Raw genomic sequence first — 26,627 nt, 5'->3', positions numbered from 1 at the left:
TGCAAGGTACTTACCTGTCAAAACACTACACAATTTGAGCTGACTTCAAAGCCTAATATATAGCACATTCCCTGCTATTACTTGTACAAAATGTTAGATATAGTTTTTTTAATTAGAACAATTATTATCAACTAAGTCATTTAATGTAGGATTAAAGCTGTTGAATCCAGCTGAAAATGAAATTGTCTGGCTATTTTCCTGCGCAAATTCTACTAAGGAACAAAAATCGGTCAATGAGTTGTTTGAAAAAATTCCAATGTTTTCAGAAGAAATAATTCCTTCTAAACCGTTTATATTGATTAAGTTAATATTATTTAAAATTATTATCTGAGGGATTTGTTTTAAATTTTCTAGTCCATTCAAGTTAGTTAATGATCTGTTGTTAGAAAGAAAAAATTGGGTACCGATATTGGTTAGACTACTTAAAGAATTTAAATTTTCCAATTTACTATTTACTGCAATGCTTAAACTATTAGAAATATTGTTTAAACTTTCAAGACCTGCTAATGAAGTAAGTTTAAGGTTATAATCTATTTCCAAAAAATCTAAGTCTGTAATGTTTTCTAGACCTCGTAAAGATTTCAAGTTATCGTTGTACCTAATAAATATACCACCACTGATTTTCTCTAAATTTTGTAATGCACTTAAGTCTTCTAAATCATCTGCATAATTGATAATTAAATTTCCGTTAATTATCTTATACTGTTGGATTGCCGGGTCTTCTAAATCTTTGAGCGAGCGGATTTCCAAATTTCCTTCTAGTAGTGTGACCAATTCTATATTGTTATCATCTGAAAAACAAGAGATTGTAAAGAATACTAATATGATTATACCTACTAATTGATTTTTAATCATGGGTACTTTATTTTAAATTTGTATAATGAACTTTTCCTTTTTTAGCATTCAAATATAATTCTATTTTTTTCTTAACATTAAATTATTATTCGCTACAAGAAAAAATTATTGCTGAAATCTGTACAAACCCAATTCAAATTTTCATTATCAGCTATATATCTGTTAAATAAGATATTTTCCAATTTTGTTATAAGCTAACTTTTTTTAAATATATGATCCAATAGACTTTATGTTAATCGGTTTACCAACACTATTCGGTATTTTTCCTTACAGGGCAAACGCAGCTTTTCGTCTTCTTCATACCATGGTTATTTTCAAAAATAATTTTTAGGATAAAGGTGCTCCCCTATTTAGAAAGCATGAACCCGAAGGGCATTAAAAATTTTGAGTAAAACAGAAGCTCTAGACCAAAATAGGGTATAAGATATTATAAATGATTACTTGTTCAAAGGCCGAATGGTCAATGAAAATGGGGTTATTGAAGCCTTAGAAGATCAACCCAGTGTCTTAAAAAAGAGTCCATGAGCAATCGAATAAAAAAAAAGTTAAAAGACTTTATCAAGACTTTTGTAAATAGAGTAGATAGTTAGATAGTAGTTTTTCACTTATTTTATCATGGCACTTAGTTGGTAACTGAACTTTATGCGATTCTCAAAAATGAATGTTTTTTTTAGAAATTAGCCTTATTTAAAGCCAAATTCAACTTAAAAGTGGGAGGCTTTTTTAAGTTTTGGTAAACATGAGATAATAGTAAGATTATCTAAGCTGGCTAAATACAATTTAGTGAACGCTACCAAACCCCGAAAGCACTGGTAATTTATAGTAAACCATTGTGCAAATAATGAGTAAGAATGTCTAAATTAAATTACATAAATTAGCTTTTATTATTTTTTATTTGCTAAATGTTTATTCTAAATCCAAAATAATTAGCACATTTGGCGGGTAATAAACAAAACATAAAAATCACTAAAATATATGAAGATTTTGTAGATTAAAAAGACTTCTCATTTGATGGATGTTGTACCCGATTTTTAAATAGAAATGATCTAAAAAATGGATAAAAAAGAAAAACTCATGATTGCCAACAAGGAACTTGCTTTTCAAAACGTTGAAAAAGAAAAACGTGCAGAACAACTCATGATTGCCAATAAGGAACTTGCTTTTCAAAACAAAGAAAAGAAAAAAAGAGCTGCAGAATTGATCGATTCCAACAAAGAAGTCGACGAATTAGAAAAGCGAGTAAAAGAGCGAACAGAAGATTTAGAATCATTTACATATTCCGTATCTCACGATTTACGCACTCCACTGCGTGCCATAAATGGATATGCAAATATGCTGGAAGAAGATTATAGTGGCGTGCTTGATAGCGAAGGAAAAAGAGTATTGGGAGAAGTGAGAATTAATGCCAAAAAAATGGGGATATTAATTGATGATCTGCTTACATTTTCAAGATTGGGTAGAAAAGGAATTTCAAATTCAAAAGTAGATGTAAACGAATTGGTTAAAACTGTTCTTTTGGAAATTAATGAAAGCACAGCACACCATGCCGAAATAAAATATGAGAATTTACTTCCAACAATTGCAGACTATAACCTACTAAAACACGTAATTACCAATCTCCTTTCCAATGCCATTAAATATTCTTCTAAAAAAGATAAACCATTTATTGAAATAAAGTCAGAGCGAAAAAAAGGAGTCAATATATATTCCATTAGTGACAACGGAGTAGGCTTCGATATGAAGTATGTAAATAAATTATTTGGGGTATTTCAACGGCTGCATTCCAATGAAGAATTTTCTGGCACAGGTGTAGGACTTGCAATTGTGGAACGCATTATCCATAAACACAATGGAAAAGTATGGGCAAAAGGAAAAGAAGGACAAGGGGCCACTTTCTATTTCAGTTTACCAGATGTAGATAAGAAAACAGAAAAAAAGCAATAGTCTAAATAAACCACTATGGAAAATAATACTGTTGAAATTCTGCTCATAGAAGATAATATGAACGATGCAGAACTGGCTATTCGCGCATTTCGAAAAGGTAACATCAATAATAATCTTATCCATCTTAAAAACGGAGCCGAAGCACTTGAATTTCTCTTTGCTACAGGAAAGTTTGAAGGCAGAGACACTAGTAAAAAACCAAAAGTAATATTACTTGATTTAAAAATGCCTAAAGTGGATGGACTTGAAGTATTGGCGAAAATAAAAGCAAGCGATCTCACAAAATCAATTCCTGTGGTAGTGCTCACATCTTCAAGCGAACATCCTGATATTGAACATGCTTATTCACTTGGTGCCAACAGCTACATCGTAAAGCCGGTTGAATTTGATGAATTTGTAAAAGTAGTTACAGAACTTGGTTTTTACTGGCTACTAAAGAACCACCCTTCTCTATAAACAAATATAAAATCCTTAAAAATTGAAAACCAAATTAAAAATACTTCACCTTGAAGACATTCCTACTGATGCTGAATTAGTAGAAAGAGAGTTGAAAAAGGGAGAGATTCAATTTGAAAAATTGGTTGTCGATAATAAATTAGACTTTAAAAAGGCTCTCAAAGAATTTGTGCCTGACATTATCATTTCCGACCATACTCTTCCTTCCTTTGATTCTATAGAAGCCATAAAGATAATTAAACACCAAAAAATTAAAATTCCCTTTATACTCGTTACAGCCACAGTATCTGACGAATATGCTGTAGAGGTAATGAAATCTGGGGCTGATGATTACATCCTCAAAGATCGACTGCATCGCTTGCCAAAAGCGGTAGAGAGTGCAATGGAGAAAACCAGAGCCGAGCAAAAACTACTCGAAAGCGAATCATTCAATAAAGGAGTTCTTTCTTCACTAGCTTCACATATAGCTGTTATCAACAAAGAGGGGTCTATTTTATTGGTAAATAAAGCATGGGACAATTTTGCAAAAAAAAATGGTGAAACTAGGCTTTCACGTGCTTCTGAAGGTAGCAACTACTTTGATGTTTGTGAAAAATCTGTGCTAGCGGGCGACCCTTTCGCAAAAAAAACCTTGGAGGGTATTAAATCTGTACTCCGTAAAGAGAAAGTGATTTTCGAACTGGAATACCCATGCCACTCTCCCAATAAAAACCAATGGTTTTTGCTTAGTGTCATAAATTTTGGGAGAGATACACATAAGGTTGTTATCTCGCACCAAAATATTACTGAAAGAAAGATCGCCGAAAAAAACTTTATCGATACTTCCATTGAACTTCAAAACACACTTGCCAAACTTAATAAAATACTCGATTCTTCATCGGATATCATTTGTACAATAAATGCTGATGGTGAGTTTGTGAATGTTAGTGCTGCATCACAAAAAGTTTTGGGGTATACACCTGAAGAGCTTATCGGGATCAAATTCATGAATCTGGTATATGAAGACGATGTTGAAATCACTTCCAAAACGGCTGAAAAGATTTTTAGAAATGCACAAATTCCTATTTTTGAAAATAGGTACGTGCATAAAAATGGTAAAATTGTTCCTCTACTATGGTCAGTTAATTGGGATAAAAAACTCAGGTTAATGTATTGCGTAGCAAAGGATGTTACTGAGCGGAAAAAGTCAGATAAAGAAAATAAATTCAAAGCAAATTTGTTGAATACCATTGGCCAGGCGGCAATAGCAACAGATTTAAATGGCGTTGTAAACTATTGGAACCGGGCAGCTGAACATATTTATGGATGGACAAAAAAAGAAGCTTTAGGAAAACATATAGTTGAGCTAACGACTAGCGAAACCACCAGTGAGCAGGCTATGGAGTTAATCGAAGAGCTGAAAAAGAAGGGAAAGTGGTCAGGAGAATTTAAAGTGCAGAAAAAGGACGGAACTAATTTCCCAGCCCTAATTACAAATTCTCCAATTTATGATGAGAATAATATATTTTCTGGTATGATAGGGATTTCATCAGACAATACTGAACAGAAAAAGCTTGAATTATTATTGGATAAATCCAACCGCCTAGCACGTATAGGAAGCTGGGAAATTGATGTAGTAAAGGAGACCGTTTATTGGTCAGATATTACAAAGGAAATACGTGAAGTGGACAAAGATTATATCCCGAACCTTTCAACGGGAATAGGATTTTTTACTGAGGGTATAAATAAGGAAATTATATCTCAACGGGTACAACAGTGTATTGATAATGGTACTCCCTGGGATGAGGAACTGCAAATAACCACGTTCAAAGGAAATCTTAAGTGGGTGCGTACAATTGGTGAAGGAGAATTTTATAATGGGAAATGCTTAAAGATACAAGGAAGTTTCCAAGATATTACAGAGCGGAAAATAGCACAAGAAGCTCTTAAAGAACAAAACAAGGCGCTTAAAAAAACAAACGCTGAACTTGACAGATTTGTTTACAGTACTTCCCATGATTTACGTGCTCCACTCACTTCCCTACTAGGCCTCATCAATATCGTTGATAGAAACCTCCCTGAAGCTGAGGCTGATCAAAGAGAACGCATTGGAATGATGAAACAAAGCGTTACCAAACTGGATAGTTTTATAGAAGATATAATTAATTACTCACGTAATTCAAGAACTGAAATAGAAAAAGTTGACATACACTTTGAAGCACTTGTAAATGAAAGCCTGCAAGCATTAAAATATATGGAAGGTGAACATATTTGCAAAATCAATGTAGAGGTTGTGCAAATGGGAAAATTCATATCGGACAATAAAAGAATATTGGTTAATTTGAATAATCTGATTGGCAACGCAATCAAATATCATGATAAGTCTAAGCAAAATTCTTATGTGAATATATCAATTCATTCAGACGACTCTAAGGCTACAATAAAAGTGGAGGATAATGGCATAGGAATAGCTGAAGATAAGCAATCAAAAATATTCGAAATGTTCTACAGAGGTACTAAATTTAGCCAGGGTTCTGGACTTGGCATGTATATAGTGAAAGAAACGCTAGAAAAGCTAAACGGGACTATTACCTTAAATTCAAAAATAAATGTTGGTTCAACTTTTGCAGTTAGAATTCCTAATCTAATTGAAAATAGATAATATGAAACATATTCTCCTTATCGACGATAATACAATTGACAATTACATCAACAAATTAATTGTTATGGAATCGAAAATAGCAGATTCAATAACTGTAATGGATTCTGGGGTTGACGCATTGGAGTTTTTAAATAATTTGATTGGTAACAATGAACCATTTCCTGAACTCATATTTCTTGACATACAAATGCCTGAGATGGATGGTTTTGAATTTCTAGATGAATTCGACAAGTTCCCTGAAGATAAAAAGGAAAGATGCACTATCAATTTACTCAGTTCATCCAAAGATCCATCTGACATAAGGAGAGCTGAAGAGTATACTTATGTCAAGAATTTTTTTAGTAAACCAATGAAAGCTGAGATGCTCAAAAATATAAAATAAATATCTGCAACACCTTACACATCTCAACTCCAGAATTGTATTATATGCCTTCATGGCCCTTTGTAGATTTCTTAATTTGTATTAATTAGGGCTTATAGATACTACTTCAACCCCTATAAATCAAATAAAAAAATTGACAATATAGCTAGTTATAAAAACTACGCGAGTGAGTTTGTGAATGAAAGAGTTTAGATTATAGTTTTTTCTTTAAAGATTAACTCTTTGTGTTTTTGGATGTTTGTTGAACAATTCTTCAAGTTTAGGATACATTGAATTTGTAGTGTAGTCACTCAAGTTTCGCAGGTCCGTTAACATCCCTAAACATTAATTACCAGCTAAATATCGCTTTGCCCCTAGCTTAAAGGGTGGCATTATTTTGAAACCAGTAACTGACTTAGGATTTTTGTACCCTTTAAAGGCGAGCCAAAAAAATCTGGCAACCTTATGCGTGGATTTTTAATCACTAGTGCAGAAAACGGGAAAGCCAATTTTATTTTAAGTCATATAGAGTGTAAAAAAAAACAGACCTCGTTTTTAAATAATTTCGGTTTAAAGACATTTCCTTCCTTTCACTATTCTATAAGCAATTGCTATTACTGCGACAATAAGCAGAAGATGGATTACCCAACCAATAGCGTAAAATATAAAACCGATAGCCCATAGAGTGAGCAGAATAACTGCAAAGGCATAGAGTAAATTTCCCATAATTTTTTGATTTGAAGATTAGAAAGATAGCTAGTGTTTTCTTTTAAGTATTTTTTTAAATAATTTTTGAATGGCTTATTTCAAATGTTCGAGATGCTTCATAAGTTTTCTTTTACAAGTTTTACATGGTCAAATTATTCCTGTAGAAGTACTTTTTTTTCATCATTCATTTTAATAAAGCAACACTATCTATCACATTAATTTAATATTTGTGTTAGCATGAGTATTGTTAATGTAAAGTTAATGTACTCTTTCAGAAAAAGATTGTAAGATTTCTTGTAAATCTTACATATATCTCACTTTCCTTCAAATTTACATCAATAGAGAAATAGAATAAATGAGTGAATAGATCTTAAGAGGTACGATGTTATAAACCAAAAATTATTTTGATCATTGTGCATAAGAAATTTCTGTGATATGGAGTATACAAATCCCTCAACACCAAAAAATATTGGATTAGGCTGACGCTAATGTGTGAATAGTGTAACAACTACTAAATATTATATAACATAGTGTTTTTTTTATTCTGAAATTTGTAAAGTAAAATAATAATAAAAAAGAACTTTAAATTATCCATCATTTCTACAATCATCTTTTCTACAGGGATAATGTTAACGGGTTGCAATACGCAGGATAACAGCCAAACTATATCTAAGGATAAAGTTCAGAATACAAAAGAAGCCTTTGCCAAGGTTACTTTGAGAATGAATAGTGCTATTGAAAATTTTAAAGCTGAGTAGGCTAAATTAATTGAAACGAATAATAAAAGAATTGCCGAATACAAACTAGAACTTGCTAGAGAAAATGCAAAGAACAAAGCTATATTGGAGAATAAGTTGTCTGAATTGGAACATAAAAATATAAAGCTAAAAAAAAGACTTGTAGACTATAAAAATAATGGCAATCAAAAATGGGTTGCTTTTAGGGACGAATTTAATCATGACATGGAGGAACTAGGTGAAGCACTTAGTGACTTAACTATTAAAAACGTTTATTAACTAATACATCAGAAATTATGGGAAATTTACTTTACATTATAGCAGTTATATTAGTCATAGCCTGGGCCGTAGGGTTTTTAGGTTTTCAAGCTGGTGGAATCATTCACGTCCTTCTAATCATTGCAATCATTGCTGTTTTATTTCGTGTTATACGAGGGGCCTAAAGTTTAATAACTTATTTATCATTAAATAAATATATAAATAGCCACATATCCTTTATTTGAAAACCGATTCCTACATTACACTAAGACCCATCCTATTAATTTTCATTAGGAATTATAAGTGAATGATCTTAGTCTCATAGCATAGAGCAGCCCAAAAGGCTGCTCTATAAGTTTTAACAAGTATGAACTATAATTAATGTAATAAGGTTTGAGAAAATTGCCGGTGGCTGTTTAATAAGCTAAGTAAAATTCATCTTTTAAGTCATAAAATCAATTACAACGCTAAATCTGTGTAAGATTTCATTTTTGAAATGTTTGAAGTTCACACTCTTCAATAATCAGAATGACGATTTAAATTTAGTTATATTGAAAAATTAGCTAATCCGTTTTTTTTATTTTGAATAATTCATCTATTTTAGTATTAATTTATGTAAATATAAGGCAATTAATAATTTAACGTTCTACTTAGTTTTAACATCAATTTTTATAAAATGATCATATATATCAAATTTATGGTGAGTTTACGCTGTAAAATGGTTGTAAAACAAGAACTTCAAAATTTGGGATTGCATTTTGTTAATGTAGACTTAGGAACTGTTGAAATTTTAGAAGATATCAGTCAGTTACAGAGATCTCAATTAGATAAAAACTTACGAAGATATGGATTGATATTACTGGACGATAAGCGGAAAATTATTATTGAAAAAATTAAGTCCATAATCGTTGAAATGGTTCATTATTCTGATGAATTGCCCAGTGTAAATTACTCAGATTATATAAGTGAGAAATTAGGCTATGATTACACCTATTTAGCAAATATATTTTCTGAAGTGAAAGGAATGACTATTCAGAATTTTATTATCCTCAACAAAATTGAGCGAGTTAAAGAACTCTTGTTATACGACGAGTTAAATCTTACTGAAATCTCTTACAAACTAAATTACAGTAGCGTGGCCCATTTATCCAATCAGTTTAAAAAAGTTACAGGACTTACGCCATCCTACTTTAAAAAGCTGAAAAAAGAACGTTTCAGAAATTTGGAAGATTTGTAAATTGTGCCAAAAAAATTCAAAAAGCTTTTTGGAAAACCTACAAATTTTTAATAGTATTATCCATAAAAAAGAGTGAGAATTCTGTAACTATTCTCCATTACTTTGTAAAAGATTATTGGAAGAATATCATCAACTTCACTTTTTGCTATTCTGAGAATACGAAAGCATTAAAATCTTAATATATTTTAAATTAAATAATGGAAAAGTCAGAAGTTGAAGAGTCAGAAATATTTATTATCGTTGAGATTATAGAGTATGTCCCCAATGCCGTAGTTATAAAAACAATCATTAAGAAAACGACTGGAAATGTAACTGCCGTTTCGGTTGATACAGGAGAAGACATCACAGAGAGAATATCTCCGTTCGATAGGTTTATACAAATCATAGAAGGAAGTGCCGAAATTATTATAGACGATCATTCACAGACATTGGCAAAAGGTCAATCCATAATCATACCTGCTCATTCGATGAATACGATTAAAGCCAATGAACGGTTCAAAATGATCTCAACCATCATTAAAAGTGGTTATGAATAATAGCTTTCTAGCGTATATAATGTAAAAGCACATTTGTAATTATCACCCCTCCCATCTATTTTTCTCTTGATTTAGTCTGGGTTAGCCATGACTATTAGGTGAACTTATTTTATTACTGAATACTGTTAATATGCTACATCCAAAGTTCTAACGCAATAAAAAAGTTGCTAACTTAATTTATTACAATTTACTTTTTTAATATTAAATAGCCCAACGACTATTTGTCAACACTACTCGTTTATCTTTTTCCTTATAGGGCAAAGAAAGGTTTTCGTCATCTTCGCATTCATAGTTATTTTTCAGAATCATAATTATTTTATAGCTTGAATCCAGCTAGTTCAGTAATTATTTTCAAAAATAATTACTGAAATAGAGATGCTCCTTTATTTGGTGGGCAGAAGCCCAAAAGGCGCTCTAAGAGTTAAGTAAAAACAGAGGCTATAAACCAAAATAGAGTATCAGATATTATAAACGATTACTTGTTCAAAGGCCGAACGGCCAATAAAGATGAGGTTATTGAAGTCCTAGAAAATCAAACCAGTGCTTTACAAAGAAAATCTATAAGCAATCGAATAACAGAAAAGATATAAGCCTTTATCTAGACCTTTGTAAATGGTGTGGATAATTAGACAATGTCTTTATACTTTTTTAGCACAGTACATTGTTGCCCTCAGTCCTTTTTTCGTAAAACTATTCCTATCCGTCTTGGTATTTCGTTTATTTGTTCTTCATCAAACCATTCATTTAATTCAACCAATTCGAATCCGTTTTTAGTGGCTGCGTTCAAATATTCTGAAATGTGATGAATACACGCTTCCAATTCTTAGGTCCCGTTTTCGGTCACACATTTAATCTCTATTTTTAAGATATAATTCCTGTACTAAAACAATTACAATGACAATAATTGGAGTTGCCAAAACTAAACCCCATGCGCCTGTGAGCAGACCCATTATCAACTGTGCAATTATTATGAGTGCCGGAGGCATGTTTAGTAATTTTTTCTGTACAAGTGTTGTAATAAAATTACTTTCAATAAACTGAATTAGAATATAAAGCCCAGCAACCAAAGCAGCGGTTTGGGGACTTTGCATTAGAGCCACCAATAGAGCTGGAATAAACGCTATTAATGGTCCAAAATTGGGAATGAAGCTAATTAATCCTGCTAAAATAGCTAGTACGAGCCAAAGCGGTATTCCTATAATAGCTAGGCCTATAGCTGTCAAAACAAACACAATAAACATTGAAAACAGTTTTCCTTTGAGCCAATTAAGTAATTGCTCGCCTAATTTATCTATGACTTGATCTGCTTTTTCTTGTCCTCTAGGTGGTATGAGTGCCACCATACCTTTGGTGTAAGTGTTGGGTGAAATGGTGAAGAAAATTCCAATAAATAAAATCACATAGACATCTCCGAACACCCCAAATGTGGACTGGAAAAATTCTCCAGCAAACGCTTGTGCTTTATCCATTGAATCTTTAGAGAATAGCGTATCCGCAATTTTTTCGCCTATTGAACTGCTATTCAATTTCTCTTTTGCATTATCGATGGTTTTAGGCAGCGTTTCCATTAGTTCAGCCATTTGTTCTTGCATTTTTGCTCCAATCAACCAGAATAATCCCGCGACTATTAACAAGGTGCCTATAATTGAAATAGCCACACATAGGCCTTCTTTCCATTTTGTTTTACGTTGAATCAAATTGCTCAACCCTCTAAAAAATATAGCTATGAGAGTTCCTGCTAATACTAATAAAAAAACGCTAATTGTGACTTTCAAAAGCAACAAGACAATTGTTACAAGAGCAATTATTCCAGTTGCTACCCATACTTTATTTTGAAAAGAGAGTTTGTTTTCATAGCTGTTACTTTAGACTTGGTTTTCTATTTAAAAATAACCCTATCAATATAAGAAAAAGTCCAGTAAATACTATGGGTAATCCAATCCATAAATAAACTTGGGTATCACTATTAATATTGAATAACATAAGTCCAATACCAAAACATTGTATTACAAAGCCGATTATTGATATGATGTATTTTTTCATATTTTAAATTTTATATTTCTCTTGTTTATTTATGTCGTGTTTTTCCATTCTGAGTAGGTTCCAACAATAAATGGTAACGTGTTTGTGTATGAGCCGTTACTTATTTAAGCAACCAATTCAGCAAATAAATCACAGACCTGCCGGCAGGCAGGCAGAATATTCCCCAGGAATGTTCGTAAGTCGGCAGTAACCTAGCAATTAATTAACACCGTGTTGCCAACTGTACTTTTTACGTTAGGCTATTTCAATGTTCAGATGTTTGCCAAGTCCTAATTCAATTAACTTGTAATAAGTGGAAATCTGAATATCGCTCAAACCACGTTCAATTCGTGATATGTAGCTTTTTTTTGTTCCAGTTCTTTCAGCAAGTTCTTCTTGAGTTAAGTTCGCTTCTTTACGAGCTTCTTTTAGCATTACGCCTAGTCGAAAAGCAAGAGAGCCAGCATCATATTTGTCTCGCTTTTGACTTCCCTTTTTCCCGTATGTTCCAATGAGGATGTCCTCAAAATCAGTTACATTTTTCATATCATTCATTTTTATCTTCTAGATATTCCTCTTTCAGTTTCTCCGCAAGTTTAATTTCTTTTTTCGGTGTTTTTTGAGTGTTCTTTATAAAACAATTTGCAAGAACTACTAAATATCCATGATCGAAAAAGCACAAAATCCTTATGCTCTTAAAGGTCGTAATCACTCGTACTTCGTATATTCCTTCTGTGTTTTCGAGGTACTTAAAGAATTTTTTAGGGACTTGTCTTTCAAATCGAACCAAGTCCAAAACGTATCCTATCTTTTCTCGAACTTATTCGTCTTAAGCTTTATAAAAGTCAGCGAAATATTGTTTGTATGCAACTACTTTTCTTATCACAATATATAGTTAACTAACTAGTGTACAAATTCCAAAATAAGTTACAAAAATTTGATGGAAAAGGTAGAGTTTCCAGTATTGTTGCCACCTCTTATGTTTAAACCCTTTTTCAAATCTTGAGTATAGGATATATCTTTATTATAGGTGTCGTTTTTATTTTCAACTAAACTAACACTTCTGCATACTTTTTTCCAAGGGGCTTTTAATTAACTACTAGAATGCTGCATTCAAGATTCTAATGCAACGAATGTATATCAATACTTCTGTTTTATCTTTTTCTTTATAGGGTAAACTCAGGTTTCTGTCATCTTCATACCCATGGTTATTTTTAAGAACAATTATTATTTCCAGGGACACTATTTATTTTCAAAAATAATTGTTGGAAAAAAGGGGTTTCTCAATTTGGGAAGCAGTTTAAAACAAATCCAGAAGGAAATAAAAACTTTAGAAGACAAACTATTTATATTAGTCAAACAAGAGCATCAGGACATTTTAACGCTCCTGAGGCTAGTCATAGCAAGAAGTTGCTAAAGAAACCTATTCTAAAAAAGCATCATTATCTATTTCCAAACGTTTGAATACAAATTCACACAAATTATAGCCGTTTTACTGCGTGTTCAAACTTACCAATTTGCTTTACAAGCGAATTAAAATGCTCTTGAGATAGTCCTCTTTAAGCAAAAGCAATCCCGTATTAGGATGTAGACGAAAAAACGATATCTAGGCGCTACTCTTTTAAGTTAGTCTGACATGACAAAATAAAACTCACTTCAACTTATTACTCCTTTTTATTTTTATTTGTTTTATGAGTCTCTAAATGATGCTTCAATAATTGTTTTAAACTCTCCAAATAGTCTTGCATGACAACTTTGTCAACATCAGGCTGACTCGACGCTGGAATAGTAATTGGATTTTCTTCCAAAGACCTGTAGAGTGCAGGATAATTGGTCTCTATATTCGTGGTAAGCTCCGTAATCTCTTGGAGTATAGTATGCAATTCTTTCATAGCTGCTCGTGTTTACAAATTTGAAGTTGTAAGATAACATTTACTTTTTAGGAAAAATATTAAGTTGGCGCACAAGTTCCTCTCCGTCCATTATATGTCCTGTGATCTTAAACACCTCCTTTCTATTCCTTCTAAAATCTTTTAGAAATTCAGTAAGTTCATCTTCAAGGGTTTCATGTTCAGCTCTAAATTGATGAGAATCGTAAGCAAATGGATTATCAATTAACTCGGCTAAATGATGTAAATGTTTATGTGTAGTTTCCAGTAAAGTAGCACCTTGCTTATGGACTTTAAGCAAGTCAACTTCAATCTCTCTAACCATATCGATATTCTCGCTTTTGGATATCCACAGAAAATATTTATCAATAAGGTGGTGTAGAAATTTTAAATCTTGCTTATAAAATAAAAGATCAGATTTCCAATGCTCTGTAAGTATATAAAGTTTTTGCCAGTCGGCCTCCCGAATGTAATCGTATTTGGGTCTGTTTATAAAATGGTTCATGCTCTTAATTACTAAATGAAGAAAAAATACTAAATGAAATTAGTGATAAAATCATTTAAAATACATGATTTCTATCATAATTAAAACAATTACAAATCAATGAATGCCAACTAGTTACTTAATGAAAACGTTTGGTTCGACTTCTTCGAAACGAAGTTCATTAGCACAACATTTAACTAAGTTGTCCATGTATTTAAGTACTACCCCATGATGAGGTGAGGTTATATGATCACTTTCAATACCAGTACAGGTGAGCTTCCATCACTTTTGAATTCTTCACATATTTTTATTTACACCTATAATTTCATCGCTTGCATTTGAATACTAAACAAAAAAAAGTCGAGCTCTAGCTCCATAGTGCAAGACTTATTAAGCAGTACAGTTAAAACTTTAACATTATGTTTAATTAGATTTAATCTAAATAAATTTGCGCAAGTCAGTTTTATACTTATTTTTGCACTTTTAATAGTCGACTATTTATATTCACTCTAAATAACTTTAAATGAAAAAATTACTTTTGTACCCCTTAGCTCTAACTTCTTTTTTATTCTTCTCTTGTGAAGATGATGATACACTTCAAGACACTCAAAATGAAATCGCAACACCAACGGAATATACCTTTGAGCGTGACGGAGAGTCTACCGTAAGTTTTAGTGGACAAACCACTAGAATCCGAATGGCAGAAGAAATGATTACTGCCTTTTTCGACCCAAACATTAGTACGGTTGAGTCTTTAAATGCAATGTACGCTCATGAAGAAGGCGCTAATGATTTTTCTAGTGATGCGCTGAACAATTCAGGTAAAAATATAAAAAGCAAAGTAGCCACTTCTATCGATTTCTTTGCTGCTAACACTGTAGAATCTGCTCAAATACAACAAGATTTTGAAACTTTTATAGCAGGCCAAGTAAATGAAGTCTTTCCTGCGTGGAATTCTTTAGCTGCACCTGGCGTACCTGGTCAGATTGCTGAAGGTACTACTCCTCGATACGTTAACGCCAAAGGATTGGAATACGATCAAGCTTTTGTAAAAGGATTGTTAGGTGCTTTAATGACAGACCAAATGTTGAACAACTATTTTAGCACAGCTGTTTTGGATGCTGGACAAAATATTGAAAACAACACCAATGACATCACAGAAGAAGGAAAGCCCTATACCACCATGGAACATAAATGGGATGAAGCCTACGGTTATATTTTTGGAAATGCTCCCAACCCCGCAAACCCATTGCTTAGCGTTGGAGAGGATGACAGTTATTTGAATAAATATTTGGGACGTCAAGAAGACGATCCAGATTTTGCAGGGGCTTCTCAGCGAGTATTTGATGCTTTTGCCTTAGGTCGTGCAGCTATTGTAGCGAAGAATTATGAACTAAGAGACGAGCAAATAGAAATAGTCCGTGAAGAAATTTCAGAAATGATAGGCTTTAGAGCGGTGTACTACTTACAGATAGCAAAAGTTCAATTTAACAATAACAATATAGGAGCAGCGCTTCACGATCTATCTGAAGGCTATGGGTTTATTTACAGCTTGCGTTTTACTAGAAATCCAGACACAGGCGCGCCTAATTTTTCAAGTGAAGAAATTGATGGCTATTTAACCCAAATGCTTGAAAGTTCTCCTGATGGCTTGTGGGATATCTCATTTGAAACTTTGGACGAACTTTCTAATACAATAGCTGCAAGGTTCAATTTTACTGTAGAAGAAGCAAGTAACTAATTGGTTTATCAAAAAAAAGAAAATGAAAAAATATATAATAGTAACCTTATTAACTTTAGGTGCTTTAGTAACCTACTCCTGTTCCGACGATGATAGTGTAACTACAGATGAAGGAACAAACCCTTCTTTTGATCGTGGCGTAATGCTAGCTAATTGGGCAGATAACATCATTATTCCTGCCTTTACAGATTTTGAAACTAAAACAAGCGCTCTTGAAGACGCAACACAAACCTTTGTAGATAATCCAACTCCTGTTAATTTAGAATCCTTACAAGACAGTTGGTTTAATGCTTATGTAGGTTTTCAAGAGGTATCGCTTTTTGAAGTAGGTAAAGCTGAGGAAATCAACTATAGAAATAGGCTAAATGCTTATCCTACCAGTGTTTCAAAAATTGATGATAAAATAGAAAATGGAAATGTCAATTTAGCACTTCCATCTTCGTTTGATGCACAAGGATTCCCCGCTTTAGATTACCTCCTTTACGGTTTGGGTGAGACCAATGAAGAAACCTTAGGTTTTTACACAACTCATACCAATGCTGAAGCTTATAAAACTTTACTGAGTACTGTTTCACAAACGATTCACTCGCTAACAGAAGAAGTACTTACAAGTTGGACAGGTCCTTTTAGAGATTCTTTTGTTACAAATACAGCATCTTCGGTTAATGGGTCTGTAGATAAATTGACCAATGATTTTATTTACTATTACGAAAAATCTCTTCGCGCCGGAAAAGTAGGTATCCCAGCAGGTATTTTTTCTAACGACCCTTTGCCCCAAAATGTAGAAGCATTTTACAAGGGTGACATATCCAAAGAACTTTTGTTGGCTTCTATAGAAACCACCCAAAACTTTTTTAATGGAGAGCATTTTGATGGCACTACCGCAGGAGTTGGTTATAAAGATTATTTAGATTTTTTAAACTCCATTAAAGAAGGGGATGATTTAAGTGTTTTAATAAACGAACAATTTAATTTGTCTACGGAAAAAGCGAAAACCTTAAACGACAATTTTACTATCCAAATTGAAAATGATAACACTAAAATGTTAGAAACCTATAATGAATTGCAACGCAATGTTGTCTTTATCAAAGTGGATATGTTACAAGCACTAAGCATTGACGTAGACTATGTAGACGCTGATGGAGACTAATGAACAATAGGTTTATAACATATTGTAAGCATCAAGTAGAGGCCGCCCCTTTGGCGGTCTTTCGCGTTTTCTTTGGAGTGATGATGGTCTTTAGTGTCATACGCTTTTGGTCCTATGGATGGATTGATAAGCTATACCTTCAGCCTTCCTTTTCTTTTAGTTATTATGGTTTTGAGTGGGTCCAACCCTTGGGGATCTTCACCTATGGGCTATTCGCCGTCTGTGGTATTTCAGCTTTATGTGTAGCCTTAGGCTATAAATATAGAGTAGCCGTTATCTTCTTCTTCTTAAGCTTTACCTACATAGAATTGATGGATAAAACCACTTACCTCAACCATTATTACTTTGTGAGTTGTGTGAGTTTTATGATGATTTTTCTTCCAGCCCATCGTTATTTTTCTATCGATGCTTATAGAAATGCATCACTAGCTTCATTTACTGTTCCTCAATGGACTATTGATAGTCTTAAGGTGATGTTGACGATCGTCTATTTTTATGCGGGCTTGGCAAAACTCAACAGCGATTGGTTGGTGGAAGCCATGCCTCTCAAAATATGGCTACCCTCAAAATATGATATACCATTCTTAGGTGATCTAATGCAACAGGAATGGGTGCATTACGCGTTTAGTTATGGAGGTGCAGGCTACGATTTACTCATCCCTTTTTTATTATTCTACAAACGCACCCGCTGGTTTGCTTTTGCTCTTGTAGTTGTCTTTCATGTGTTAACCAGAGTGCTGTTTCCCATCGGTATTTTCCCTTACGTCATGATTGTAAGTGCACTTATCTTTTTTGACGCATCTTTACATCATAAAATACTTGCTTTTATAAGTAGGTTGTTTAAAATTTCAAAAGAAAAAATAGATGCGTTGGCTTCGCATTCAACAAAAAAATCGATTTCAAGAATTGCCCCTATCACTATAGCTGTTTTTTTATGTATCCAAGCCCTTTTGCCATGGCGTTATCTTGCCTATCCTGGCGAGCTTTTTTGGACTGAAGAAGGCTATCGATTTTCATGGCGAGTCATGTTGATGGAAAAAGCAGGTTATGCACAATTTACGGTGAAAGACACCCAATCTGGAAAACAATTTGCCATAGACAATAGCGATTTTCTAACCCCTTTTCAAGAAAAACAAATGAGTACGCAACCCGATTTTATTTTAGAATACGCTCATTTTTTAGGAAATCATTTTGAAGCACAGGGCCATCAAAACATAGCGGTATTTGTAGAAAGTTATGTAGCGTTAAATGGTAGATTGAGTCAGCCTTATATTGATCCTAAGATAGATTTAATGCAAATAAAAGATAGTTTTGCCCCAAAAGATTGGCTTTTGCCTTTTAATGATAAAATAGAAGGACTATAAGTCGAGTCTTTTCAGCATTTCTAAAAATGAGGTCATCTAACTACAAGGATCAAAATCATCACAATAAAACTTTATGCAATTGAGAATATTAATCAGTATTTTTTTATTAATTCTAAATTTTCACGCTTTTGGCCAATACAGCATTTCAGGCACCATAGATTCTGACATAGATCAATTACCTATTGCCAATGCCGAGGTGTATAATATAACTTTATCTACTTCAGTAAAGACAAATGAAAACGGCGAATATATTTTTAAAAATGTTCCTGCGGGCACTTATAGTATTGCGGCATTTGCTTTTGCCTTTGATGTCTTTGAAGTATCTATAGAAATTGACACCAATACAAAACTTAATTTTGAATTACAACCTTTGGGCGAGTCTTTAAGTGAAGTCGTTATTACTAAGCGAAAAGAAAAGATTTTTGCTTTAAAACAATTGAGAGATGTAGAAGGTACGGCCATTTATGCCGGTAAAAAAAGTGAAGTCGTCGTGATGGATAATCTTACCGTAAATCTTGCTAGTGGAAACGCGCGCCAAATTTATGCACAAGTAATGGGGCTTAATATTTATGAAAATAATGATGCAGGGCTACAACTAAATATTGGCGCACGTGGCTTGAACCCTAATAGGACAGCTAATTTTAATACCCGTCAAAACGGCTATGATATCAGCGCAGATGTGCTAGGTTATCCGGAGAGTTATTATACACCACCTGCTGAGGCACTTGAAGAAATCCAAATAGTGAGGGGTGCAGCTTCTCTGCAATACGGGACACAATTTGGCGGACTCATTAATTTTAAATTAAAAAAACCCAATCCCAACAAAAAAATAGAATGGATTTCTAGGCAGTCTGTGGGGAGTTATGATTTGTTTACAAGCTTTAATAGCGTGAGTGGCACAGTTGGTAAATTCAGTTACTATGCCTACGGCAATTATAAAAACGGGAATGACTTTAGACCTAATTCTCAATTTGAATCCTTTACAGGTTTTGCACACCTGGGGTATCAATTTTCAGAAAAAACCAAAGCGGTGTTTGAGTTTTCCTCTTTAAATTATTTGGCCCAACAACCAGGAGGTTTAACCGACGCTCAGTTTGAAGAAGATCCTAGTTTTAGCAACAGGACTCGTAATTGGTTTGAGGTAGACTGGAAATTGTATGCCCTAAAACTCACCCATGATTTTTCAACAAACACTAGAGCTAGCCTGAATGTTTTTGCCTTAGACGCTTCTAGGGAATCGGTTGGTTTTAGAGAAAACCGAGTATCACAAGCAGACGATCTTGATGCCCCCAGAGAGCTAATTGTAGGCAATTTTGATAATTGGGGAGCAGAAGGGAGATTTCTTAGTGAATACACCCTATTGAATGCCCCGACGACAGCACTTATTGGGGCGAAATTTTATCAGTCTAATAATACCTCTCAGCAAGGCCCTGGGAGCACTAATAGTGATGCTGATTTTGATTTTGCTTTAGATGAATTTCCTAATTACACTCGTCAAAATCAATACACATTTCCAAACACTAATATCGCCTTGTTTGGGGAGCAAATTTTCAATGTTGCAGAAGGATTTAAAGTAACTCCAGGAGCCCGTTTTGAATATATTAAAACCAATGCTGATGGCTTTTTTAAGAACATAAATCTAGATAATGCTGATAACCCTATTTTAAATGAAACAATTGAAGAGGATAGAAGTTTTGAGCGTAATTTTTTATTATTAGGCTTAGGCCTCAGTTATGATGCGAGTAAAAGCATAGAGCTTTATGGAAATGTGAGTCAGAATTATCGCTCTGTAACCTTCGATGATATTAGGATAGTGAACCCTTCCATTGTGATAGATGAAAATATAAGTGACGAAAATGGATACACTTTCGATATTGGCGCTAGAGGAAGCTTTGATCGATTGGTACGATATGACGTGGGTGGATTTTTGCTGCGCTATAACGATCGTTTAGGCGTTGTCAACAGAGCAGGGAATTTTGGTGGTGTAGAGCGTTTTAGAAGTAATATTGGAGATGCAGTGAGTTATGGTATAGAAACATTTATAGACTGGAATATCAACGAAACTTTTTTCAAAAAAGAAGATTATAAGCTCAATGTGTTTTCCAATTTGGCCATTACAGAAAGTGAATATATTTCTTCGGAGTTTAATAATGTAACTGGTAACAAGGTGGAGTTTATTCCTCTTGTCAATTTCAAAACAGGAATGGGTTTTGGCTACAAAAACTTTTTAGGAAGTTTTCAATACACCTATTTGGGCGAGCAATTTACAGATGCGTCTAACGCCGAAAGAGATTTTAACAGCGCTAGTGGTATTGTGGGAGAAATTCCTTCTTATGGAATTTTAGACACGTCTTTTCAGTATACGTACAAGCAATTTACACTAGAGACTGGTGTTAATAATGTCCTAAATAATAGTTATTTTACCCGAAGAGCCACAGGCTATCCAGGGCCAGGTATTTTACCCAGCCAGCCAAGAACCTTCTATGCATTGCTAGAATTTAGATTGTAATTTATAATTCTGAATACACAATAAACCTTCGATTCTCTAAAATAAAGATCGCCTTTGCGCTATTTGCTCATACCATTTTAAACCTATAATCGCGCAATAAATCGTTAACCCTATGTTGTTAACAATCCAATGTCTGCAATCGTATTTTTTATTCAACTTAAAACTTGAAGATATAGCGAAGTCCCAACTATAAATAAGTATATCTCTCTTATTTTGAAGGAGGATTTAAAACATAGCGAAAACCTATAAATGATCTTGAAAATTAGTAGATTTAGAAATTAACTGATTACATAAAATACGATCATTTAATGGTGGTTATGAATCAAAAAAAAACTTCAAGCGTCATATCAGTTTTCGGATTCTTAGGTTAACATAAACTAAGTAAACGTCTAGGCTGTCAATTATATAGGAAATTAAATAATTATGAAAGACTAAAATACAAGTGAAAATGAAAGATTTTTTTTACACTTACAAATCAGATATCATTTGGGCGGCTCTTGTTATTTTTTTATACATTGTTTTGCTCTTCCTTACCCACAGGCTTTATAAATGGCTCCTCAAAAAAGAACAAGAAAAGTTTCCAGGCGAAGCAACTACTCCAATTGTTTTAATAAAACGGGTGCTTAACATTTTATGGACCATTCTAGGGCTGATTTCTTTGAGCTATATTTTTGTAGATGATGAAAAATATTCAGCGCTTAATGCAGATTTAAAACTAGTTCTATATATAGGAGTATTGGCTGTTTTTACCATAGTTTTTGCTACCTCTACAAACCTGTGGTTCAAAAAACGTGTCAGAAATAAAATAGCAAATAATGAAGACCCTACCAGCTATAAATTCCTTAGATATGTTGTGGTTTTTGCTATTTATTTTACTGGCCTTGTTCTTTCACTATTAGCATTTCCATCTTTACGAGGCGTTGCACAAACGGCCCTAGGTGGTGCCGGAATTCTTGCTCTTATTTTGGGTGTAGCTTCACAAGAGGCGCTTGCGAATGTGGTAGGTGGAGTCTTCATTATCTCTTTTAAACCCTTTAAAATTGGTGACATCGTAAAAATATCCGATACAATGGTTGGTACAGTAACAGACATTACGCTTCGCCATACGATCATCCGTAATTTTGAGAATAAAATGATTGTCATCCCAAACTCCATCATTAATAAAGAAAAACTAATCAACTATAATTTGAACGAACTCAAATGCTGTGAGTTTATAGAAATGGGTATTTCTTATGATAGCGATGTAAAACTTGCAAAGAAAATTATGCGGGAAGTATGCGAAAAACATCCTCTTATTTATGATAATAGAAGTCTAGCTGAAAAAATGGACGAAAAGCCTATTGTAAAAACTGCTCTAACCAGAATTGACGAATCCACCTTAAACATAAGAGCATGGGCCTGGTCTAAAACCTTTATAGACTCTTTTCAATTGAGATGCGATGTTAATGAATCTATCAAAGAACGCTTTGATGCCGAAGGTATTGATTTGGCATATCCATACCTAAATATCATTTTAAAAACAGAAAAGGGAGATCCTGTAAACGTAAGGACTGAAGGCAAAACCGAGCAGTAAAACACGGAGCTTAAATAAGTAAAATTTGATATTCATATCCATTATCCTCCTAGGATTTTAAAAATCCTTTAAAGCGTTTTTCATAAACCCATGGAGATTCTTCATTTCTTGTGTTCCTTTTCGCTTTCCTAAACGCCCCATAATATATAAACTTACCCAAAGTAGAATCAATACCATCAAAAGTAAAAGTGGTAATAACAGCTCTTGACCTAAAGATACAGCAGTATATAACCATATACTTATAGCAATAATAAGAATTGCCGCCACGAAGTGAACGAACATAAACATGGTCCAAACTGTTGGGTTAGGACCAAATAGACCATGAACCAATGCCCCATTATCAGCATTCTTAATTATTTCTAGATGTAATTGTGGTGACCAAAAGTGCTGTTTAGGTTTTGGAATGCGAATAAAAATATGTGGGTCTACCCGACTCACCACAAAGTCAGTTGAAATTTTACCCGACTGTTCTAACCTATCAAGTACTATCTCTGGATTTTCAGCTACACTCCATTTAAATCGTGGCCGTAATATAATGTCATTCGAAAGTGGCATCGCTCTTAAATATAAATTTAAAAGTAAATCTTTTTTCTTTGGTGACAGTTTTTAAGCTACTCCTGATCTTCAAAATAGTTCTTAAACTGATAAATATCATGAAATACTTTAGGCTGGTTACTAAAAAAAGGTTTCTCCCTTTAAAGATTAATGCTTTCAAAAAAAGTTTGGCTCCCTCCCCTATTGAAATAAAGTACTATAAAACCCTATTTTTATTCAATTCTTGTTAAAAAGGTACTAATCCGATGTAACCGATGCCTAGATTAGTTAAAAACGCCTGTAAAACCTTAAAAATAAAATTAAAAATAGTTCTCCCCTAGCCTTCTCCTACTGACTTTGAAGTTATCTTTGTAAAATACCACATATCTTTTTTTTATAGATAAGAGTATTCATCTAAATCACTTTATTTGAGGATCAATTTTTTTGTTGTTTTACAGGGCTTATACTCTTGGAAGTCTTGAACTTAGGGAGACTAGAGTGTATCGAAGCTATCAGTTTTAAATCACAAAATACAACATAAGCCATGTATCTCAAGCATTCACAGGTTTTTTGTATATTCTGAAATGATCAAAATTAAAAGACACACAACTGCCCTAGCATTTATTTCAATAGCAATACTACTAATAGGTTGTGCCGAAACCAAAGAAAAAAATACGACATTAACAGTAACCGCTACAGCCTATAATTCTGTTGAAAGCCAGACCAAAAAAGGAAACGTAGGGTTAGCCGCTTGGGGAGATACCCTAGTCCCTGGTGAAAAAGCCATTGCGGTATCCCGTGACCTTATAAAAAAGGGGCTAAGCCACAACGAAGAAGTCAAAATAGACGGTCTAGAGGGCGCTTATATCGTAAAGGATAAGATGAACAAACGCTGGGAAAGTAAAATAGATATTTATATGGGTTTGGATGAAGAAGCCGCCCTCGAATGGGGTAAGAAAAAAGTAGAGATCCAATATTATAGAGAAGAAAGTCTAAAGGATTAGAAAAGATAAAACTACTGGAATACAAGAATTTTAAAAAACCGTTTTAAAATAGCACTAATAGAGTATTACTTAAACTGAAGAAAAATGGGCTAAATCAAGTGAAATTCTTATAAAACAAACCAACCCAAAAAGCAGTTGCTTCAAGTGACCATCAAAGAAAAAAAGTGCCTAATTTAATGTAAAACCGACCTTATCCTATTTTAAGGTCCCTGTCTAATCGTCGATTTCCTCCTTACCAGCAATCCCAGATCAGTCAACAAGATATATATTTGACTCCACTGAGCCTTCATATCGTGCCTTAGCAGGCAGGCCATATGATGAAAGTTACTTTTTTGTGTTGCCTAAATAAATAGAGAAAAATCAATTAAAAAAGCTCAAAGAATCAGTTTTATGAATCCATGAGCCTAGAATACTGGTGTTTCAAATTAAAGTAGAAAAGAGTTGTTTTTTACCTCAGTTATTTGTTGGTAGGCGTTTTTTCTTTCCGCAAACTTGCTAGCCTTGGTAAAGACATACTCTTTTGCAATTTTGAATTTTTTGTGGTGGCTGAAGCGAATGGCAAATGTGTATGGCTTTTAGCGTTGACTTGTTTATCCGATTTCTGTTATAACTCTAATTTTCTTAAATGACGCATTACTTCACGTAAAACAGTTTCAAAGTCTGGTAAACCTTGAATTTGGTCTGCCATAGATTTTTGCCAACGTCCTTTGTATTGAGGTAACCTTTGTTCGAGTTTAGTATGAAATTCCGTTGGGTTAATTTCTTTGTTTTTACATTTTTGCCTAAATTCTGCAGTGTAAAAATCAATATCCATATGCTGCACTTCCAACAAATACCAAATGTCGTAAAAATCTCTAGCCTGCATTCTTTGCATGACACAACGTAGCTTTTCAACCAATACTTCTTCTAAAGAATAGCACAGTAATTGGTGTTCTTCTTGGTCGGAATAGCTAATAAATACTTTATTTAAAACAGGTTCAAATACTAATTCTTCACTTCTAGAAATGTCAACTTTCACTTTTTTGTTTGCACCCAAACCACCAAGCGGACCAACATAGCTGATGTAGAAATTAATGTCGCCATCTTGATGTTCGTTATTATCAATAATTTCAAGCGGAATATTTGCTTCTTCTTTTATATATTCAAACACTTCTGCGAACCATTCAAAAATTTGCTCGTCGCTTACAGCGGTATCAAGTAAAGTAAAATCAAGGTCTTCTGAAAATCGGTAATCTTCAAAATACACTTTCTTTAAAACCGTTCCACCTTTAAAAACAATTGCTTTTGAAAGTGTTGAATGTTCAGAGACGCCTTGAAGAATCCAAGAAAGCATATAATCTTTTTCGATTTGCTGGTCTCGTACACCAGCTGCACGAGCTATGTTTTGTATTTCTCCTGGTTTTATCACGTGTAAATAGCTGATTTAATGGTTTCCGTTTCTAAATTTTGGTGAATACTCCAACGACTAATCATCTTACCTGATTTTGGTAATTCGGTGTCTAAAAGCACGTAAGATGCTGTTTTTATCCTGTTCAGCTTAGGAATAATATCGGTCTCTATTTCTAATATTTCTAATAAAAACCCTAAACGTTTAATAACCGCTTGCGATTTGAAGAGTTCTGCATATTCAAAAAGTCTATCGAACTTAATTATATCTTTTGAAGTATAAATTGCTCTAGCTATTTCAACTATTCCACCTGCATAATCAGGCTTAAACAAGCAGTCAATAAATGTTTTTTCTAAATCAGAACAAAGGACTTTGTTAAAGCTATCAATCCATATTTTTTTAGCTCCAAAAAAATGGTTTTCGTTGTGGTAAATGAATTGAAAATCAACATTCTTTAGTTTAATTATTGAAGGTCGAATTTGTTTTGAAACAACAATTTGTTCTTTTAGTGATGGTTGAGTAATCAAATTGTGTATTTGCAAGGCAGAGTAATAACCAATATAGTGATTGTCTCCTTTTGAAAGATGTCCTGCAATGAGATGCCAATCAGGCATAAAAGATTCCGCGTCTTTTTCATAAGGAATGATATAGTAGAGACCTTTTTTTAAACGCATTAAAAGTCCCCTTTTTACCATATCACTCAATAATTCCTTTAAGGCACTATTGCTCGAATTAGGTAATGCATTTTCTGCTTCAGCATAAGCAAAACAATCTTGGTCTAACGTATTGAAATAAGCTAGAATATTATTTGATTGAGTTGATATGTTTTTTATTCTCATAGTCTATCTGTCAGTTTAAAACTGACCACAATGATACAAATAATTATACACAAAATTTACTTTTTAACGTAATTAAGTCAGTTTAATCCTGTCTAAACTGATATGAAACATAATTTATTTGGTCTGGGTGGCGGTGGCAAAAGGCAAGCTATTTTTATTTTTTGAGGCACAATAAAAATGAAATATGCTTGATTGTGCATTGGCTTTTTAGTTTGTGACTAACCTATGAGTAAAACAACAAGTTGAGTTATCCCCATTTAATCACATTATAAATCTAATAATTTTTTATTGTTTTAAAAGTCTTAATATTAGAAACAGACTTTAATAAACGCTGAAATCTAAGAGCTAATTAATCTAACTCTCAAATCACATTTTTAGAGTACAATCTATTATAAATA

Annotated in this window: 23 protein-coding genes; 13 read left to right on the top strand and 10 right to left on the bottom strand. The window is 33.4% G+C overall.

Annotation, left to right across the window (positions count from 1 at the left end):
* Nucleotides 1-108 precede the first annotated feature (108 nt).
* Nucleotides 109-855: a receptor L domain-containing protein gene (locus PGOND44_RS02385; RefSeq protein WP_003436208.1), complete on the bottom strand. Its 747-nt coding sequence runs from the start codon at nt 853-855 to the stop codon at nt 109-111.
* A 1,053-nt stretch (nt 856-1,908) separates the two neighbouring features.
* Between PGOND44_RS02385 and PGOND44_RS02380 the strand changes: the two genes are divergently transcribed.
* Genes PGOND44_RS02380 through PGOND44_RS02365 form a run of 4 tightly spaced genes read left to right on the top strand, consistent with a single transcriptional unit; the run spans nt 1,909 to nt 6,278 of the window.
* Entirely contained in the window at nt 1,909-2,799 is an 891-nt protein-coding gene (locus tag PGOND44_RS02380; protein WP_003436205.1) for a sensor histidine kinase, read from the top strand.
* A 15-nt stretch (nt 2,800-2,814) separates the two neighbouring features.
* The gene (locus PGOND44_RS02375) at nt 2,815-3,255 is read left to right on the top strand and encodes a response regulator (protein ID WP_003436203.1); all 441 of its coding nucleotides are present in this window, start codon (nt 2,815-2,817) and stop codon (nt 3,253-3,255) included.
* A 22-nt stretch (nt 3,256-3,277) separates the two neighbouring features.
* Nucleotides 3,278-5,896 carry a hybrid sensor histidine kinase/response regulator gene (locus PGOND44_RS14940; RefSeq protein ID WP_003436200.1) on the top strand — a complete coding sequence of 873 codons (2,619 nt, stop codon included), beginning with the start codon at nt 3,278-3,280 and terminating at the stop codon, nt 5,894-5,896.
* A gap of 1 nt (nt 5,897) precedes the next feature.
* Nucleotides 5,898-6,278 (top strand): response regulator, encoded by a 381-nt coding sequence (locus PGOND44_RS02365; protein ID WP_040555746.1) that lies wholly within the window; start codon nt 5,898-5,900, stop codon nt 6,276-6,278.
* A gap of 549 nt (nt 6,279-6,827) precedes the next feature.
* Here the strand turns inward: PGOND44_RS02365 and PGOND44_RS15520 are convergent.
* Entirely contained in the window at nt 6,828-6,983 is a 156-nt protein-coding gene (locus tag PGOND44_RS15520; protein ID WP_003436198.1) for a lmo0937 family membrane protein, read from the bottom strand.
* A 1,015-nt stretch (nt 6,984-7,998) separates the two neighbouring features.
* Here PGOND44_RS15520 and PGOND44_RS15515 point away from each other — a divergent pair.
* The 3 genes from PGOND44_RS15515 (at nt 7,999) to PGOND44_RS02350 (ending at nt 9,733) form a co-directional block, all read left to right on the top strand.
* The gene (locus tag PGOND44_RS15515) at nt 7,999-8,145 is read left to right on the top strand and encodes a lmo0937 family membrane protein (RefSeq protein WP_003436194.1); all 147 of its coding nucleotides are present in this window, start codon (nt 7,999-8,001) and stop codon (nt 8,143-8,145) included.
* Between the two features lie 491 nt (nt 8,146-8,636).
* Entirely contained in the window at nt 8,637-9,197 is a 561-nt protein-coding gene (locus PGOND44_RS02355; RefSeq protein ID WP_051044067.1) for a helix-turn-helix domain-containing protein, read from the top strand.
* A 197-nt stretch (nt 9,198-9,394) separates the two neighbouring features.
* Nucleotides 9,395-9,733: a cupin domain-containing protein gene (locus tag PGOND44_RS02350; protein ID WP_003436190.1), complete on the top strand. Its 339-nt coding sequence runs from the start codon at nt 9,395-9,397 to the stop codon at nt 9,731-9,733.
* Nucleotides 9,734-10,581: 848 nt separating this feature from the next.
* Here the strand turns inward: PGOND44_RS02350 and PGOND44_RS02345 are convergent.
* The 5 genes from PGOND44_RS02345 to PGOND44_RS02315 form a co-directional block, all read right to left on the bottom strand.
* Nucleotides 10,582-11,538 carry an AI-2E family transporter gene (locus PGOND44_RS02345; RefSeq protein WP_262500708.1) on the bottom strand — a complete coding sequence of 319 codons (957 nt, stop codon included), beginning with the start codon at nt 11,536-11,538 and terminating at the stop codon, nt 10,582-10,584.
* Nucleotides 11,539-12,010: 472 nt separating this feature from the next.
* The gene (locus PGOND44_RS02335) at nt 12,011-12,301 is read right to left on the bottom strand and encodes a helix-turn-helix domain-containing protein (RefSeq protein WP_003436180.1); all 291 of its coding nucleotides are present in this window, start codon (nt 12,299-12,301) and stop codon (nt 12,011-12,013) included.
* A 1-nt stretch (nt 12,302) separates the two neighbouring features.
* Entirely contained in the window at nt 12,303-12,563 is a 261-nt protein-coding gene (locus PGOND44_RS02330) for a type II toxin-antitoxin system RelE/ParE family toxin (protein ID WP_262500707.1), read from the bottom strand.
* A gap of 856 nt (nt 12,564-13,419) precedes the next feature.
* Nucleotides 13,420-13,647: a hypothetical protein gene (locus tag PGOND44_RS02320; protein WP_003436177.1), complete on the bottom strand. Its 228-nt coding sequence runs from the start codon at nt 13,645-13,647 to the stop codon at nt 13,420-13,422.
* Nucleotides 13,648-13,687: 40 nt separating this feature from the next.
* On the bottom strand, nt 13,688-14,149 hold the full coding sequence (locus tag PGOND44_RS02315; RefSeq protein ID WP_003436175.1) for a hypothetical protein: 462 nt from the start codon (nt 14,147-14,149) through the stop codon (nt 13,688-13,690).
* A 502-nt stretch (nt 14,150-14,651) separates the two neighbouring features.
* Here PGOND44_RS02315 and PGOND44_RS02310 point away from each other — a divergent pair.
* The 5 genes from PGOND44_RS02310 (at nt 14,652) to PGOND44_RS02290 (ending at nt 22,465) form a co-directional block, all read left to right on the top strand.
* Nucleotides 14,652-15,869 carry a DUF4856 domain-containing protein gene (locus PGOND44_RS02310; RefSeq protein WP_003436173.1) on the top strand — a complete coding sequence of 406 codons (1,218 nt, stop codon included), beginning with the start codon at nt 14,652-14,654 and terminating at the stop codon, nt 15,867-15,869.
* 22 nt (nt 15,870-15,891) lie between these two features.
* Complete coding sequence (locus PGOND44_RS02305) at nt 15,892-17,019, top strand: imelysin family protein (protein ID WP_003436171.1); 1,128 nt, start codon at nt 15,892-15,894, stop codon at nt 17,017-17,019.
* Nucleotides 17,019-18,383 (top strand): HTTM domain-containing protein, encoded by a 1,365-nt coding sequence (locus PGOND44_RS02300; protein ID WP_003436170.1) that lies wholly within the window; start codon nt 17,019-17,021, stop codon nt 18,381-18,383. The genes PGOND44_RS02305 and PGOND44_RS02300 overlap by 1 nt, the downstream gene beginning before the upstream one ends.
* Before the next feature lie 73 nt (nt 18,384-18,456).
* Nucleotides 18,457-20,892 (top strand): TonB-dependent receptor domain-containing protein, encoded by a 2,436-nt coding sequence (locus PGOND44_RS02295; protein ID WP_003436168.1) that lies wholly within the window; start codon nt 18,457-18,459, stop codon nt 20,890-20,892.
* Between the two features lie 448 nt (nt 20,893-21,340).
* Nucleotides 21,341-22,465 carry a mechanosensitive ion channel family protein gene (locus tag PGOND44_RS02290; protein ID WP_003436166.1) on the top strand — a complete coding sequence of 375 codons (1,125 nt, stop codon included), beginning with the start codon at nt 21,341-21,343 and terminating at the stop codon, nt 22,463-22,465.
* Between the two features lie 57 nt (nt 22,466-22,522).
* On the opposite strand, the gene PGOND44_RS02285 is transcribed toward PGOND44_RS02290, so the two are convergent.
* Nucleotides 22,523-23,020, bottom strand: a complete 498-nt coding sequence (locus tag PGOND44_RS02285; RefSeq protein ID WP_003436164.1) for a hypothetical protein — start codon at nt 23,018-23,020, stop codon at nt 22,523-22,525.
* A 563-nt stretch (nt 23,021-23,583) separates the two neighbouring features.
* Here PGOND44_RS02285 and PGOND44_RS02280 point away from each other — a divergent pair.
* Nucleotides 23,584-24,003: a 3D domain-containing protein gene (locus PGOND44_RS02280; protein ID WP_003436162.1), complete on the top strand. Its 420-nt coding sequence runs from the start codon at nt 23,584-23,586 to the stop codon at nt 24,001-24,003.
* 604 nt (nt 24,004-24,607) lie between these two features.
* On the opposite strand, the gene PGOND44_RS02275 is transcribed toward PGOND44_RS02280, so the two are convergent.
* Together PGOND44_RS02275 and PGOND44_RS02270 are read right to left on the bottom strand one after the other, a co-directional pair.
* A complete protein-coding gene (locus PGOND44_RS02275; protein ID WP_040555697.1) occupies nt 24,608-25,411 on the bottom strand; it encodes a nucleotidyl transferase AbiEii/AbiGii toxin family protein in 804 nt (267 codons plus the stop codon).
* Nucleotides 25,408-26,229, bottom strand: coding sequence for a type IV toxin-antitoxin system AbiEi family antitoxin domain-containing protein (locus tag PGOND44_RS02270; protein WP_040555696.1), 822 nt, complete (start codon nt 26,227-26,229; stop codon nt 25,408-25,410). The genes PGOND44_RS02275 and PGOND44_RS02270 overlap by 4 nt, the downstream gene beginning before the upstream one ends.
* Nucleotides 26,230-26,627: the final 398 nt, after the last annotated feature.

This window comes from Psychroflexus gondwanensis ACAM 44 (assembly GCF_000355905.1).
GTDB classification, from domain to species: Bacteria; Bacteroidota; Bacteroidia; order Flavobacteriales; family Flavobacteriaceae; genus Psychroflexus; species Psychroflexus gondwanensis.
Note: the sequence above shows the minus strand (reverse complement) of the source record. Positions and strands in the feature narration are given on the sequence as shown.

Bases quoted from the DNA above. Each gene is read 5' to 3' on its own strand.
- PGOND44_RS02385 (WP_003436208.1), bottom strand. From the start codon at position 855: ATGATTAAAAATCAATTAGTAGGTATAATCATATTAGTATTCTTTACA.
- PGOND44_RS02380 (WP_003436205.1), top strand. From the start codon at position 1,909: ATGGATAAAAAAGAAAAACTCATGATTGCCAACAAGGAACTTGCTTTT.
- PGOND44_RS02375 (WP_003436203.1), top strand. From the start codon at position 2,815: ATGGAAAATAATACTGTTGAAATTCTGCTCATAGAAGATAATATGAAC.
- PGOND44_RS02365 (WP_040555746.1), top strand. From the start codon at position 5,898: ATGAAACATATTCTCCTTATCGACGATAATACAATTGACAATTACATC.
- PGOND44_RS15520 (WP_003436198.1), bottom strand. From the start codon at position 6,983: ATGGGAAATTTACTCTATGCCTTTGCAGTTATTCTGCTCACTCTATGG.
- PGOND44_RS15515 (WP_003436194.1), top strand. From the start codon at position 7,999: ATGGGAAATTTACTTTACATTATAGCAGTTATATTAGTCATAGCCTGG.
- PGOND44_RS02355 (WP_051044067.1), top strand. From the start codon at position 8,637: ATGATCATATATATCAAATTTATGGTGAGTTTACGCTGTAAAATGGTT.
- PGOND44_RS02350 (WP_003436190.1), top strand. From the start codon at position 9,395: ATGGAAAAGTCAGAAGTTGAAGAGTCAGAAATATTTATTATCGTTGAG.
- PGOND44_RS02335 (WP_003436180.1), bottom strand. From the start codon at position 12,301: ATGAAAAATGTAACTGATTTTGAGGACATCCTCATTGGAACATACGGG.
- PGOND44_RS02320 (WP_003436177.1), bottom strand. From the start codon at position 13,647: ATGAAAGAATTGCATACTATACTCCAAGAGATTACGGAGCTTACCACG.
- PGOND44_RS02315 (WP_003436175.1), bottom strand. From the start codon at position 14,149: ATGAACCATTTTATAAACAGACCCAAATACGATTACATTCGGGAGGCC.
- PGOND44_RS02310 (WP_003436173.1), top strand. From the start codon at position 14,652: ATGAAAAAATTACTTTTGTACCCCTTAGCTCTAACTTCTTTTTTATTC.
- PGOND44_RS02305 (WP_003436171.1), top strand. From the start codon at position 15,892: ATGAAAAAATATATAATAGTAACCTTATTAACTTTAGGTGCTTTAGTA.
- PGOND44_RS02300 (WP_003436170.1), top strand. From the start codon at position 17,019: ATGAACAATAGGTTTATAACATATTGTAAGCATCAAGTAGAGGCCGCC.
- PGOND44_RS02295 (WP_003436168.1), top strand. From the start codon at position 18,457: ATGCAATTGAGAATATTAATCAGTATTTTTTTATTAATTCTAAATTTT.
- PGOND44_RS02290 (WP_003436166.1), top strand. From the start codon at position 21,341: ATGAAAGATTTTTTTTACACTTACAAATCAGATATCATTTGGGCGGCT.
- PGOND44_RS02285 (WP_003436164.1), bottom strand. From the start codon at position 23,020: ATGCCACTTTCGAATGACATTATATTACGGCCACGATTTAAATGGAGT.
- PGOND44_RS02280 (WP_003436162.1), top strand. From the start codon at position 23,584: ATGATCAAAATTAAAAGACACACAACTGCCCTAGCATTTATTTCAATA.
- PGOND44_RS02270 (WP_040555696.1), bottom strand. From the start codon at position 26,229: ATGAGAATAAAAAACATATCAACTCAATCAAATAATATTCTAGCTTAT.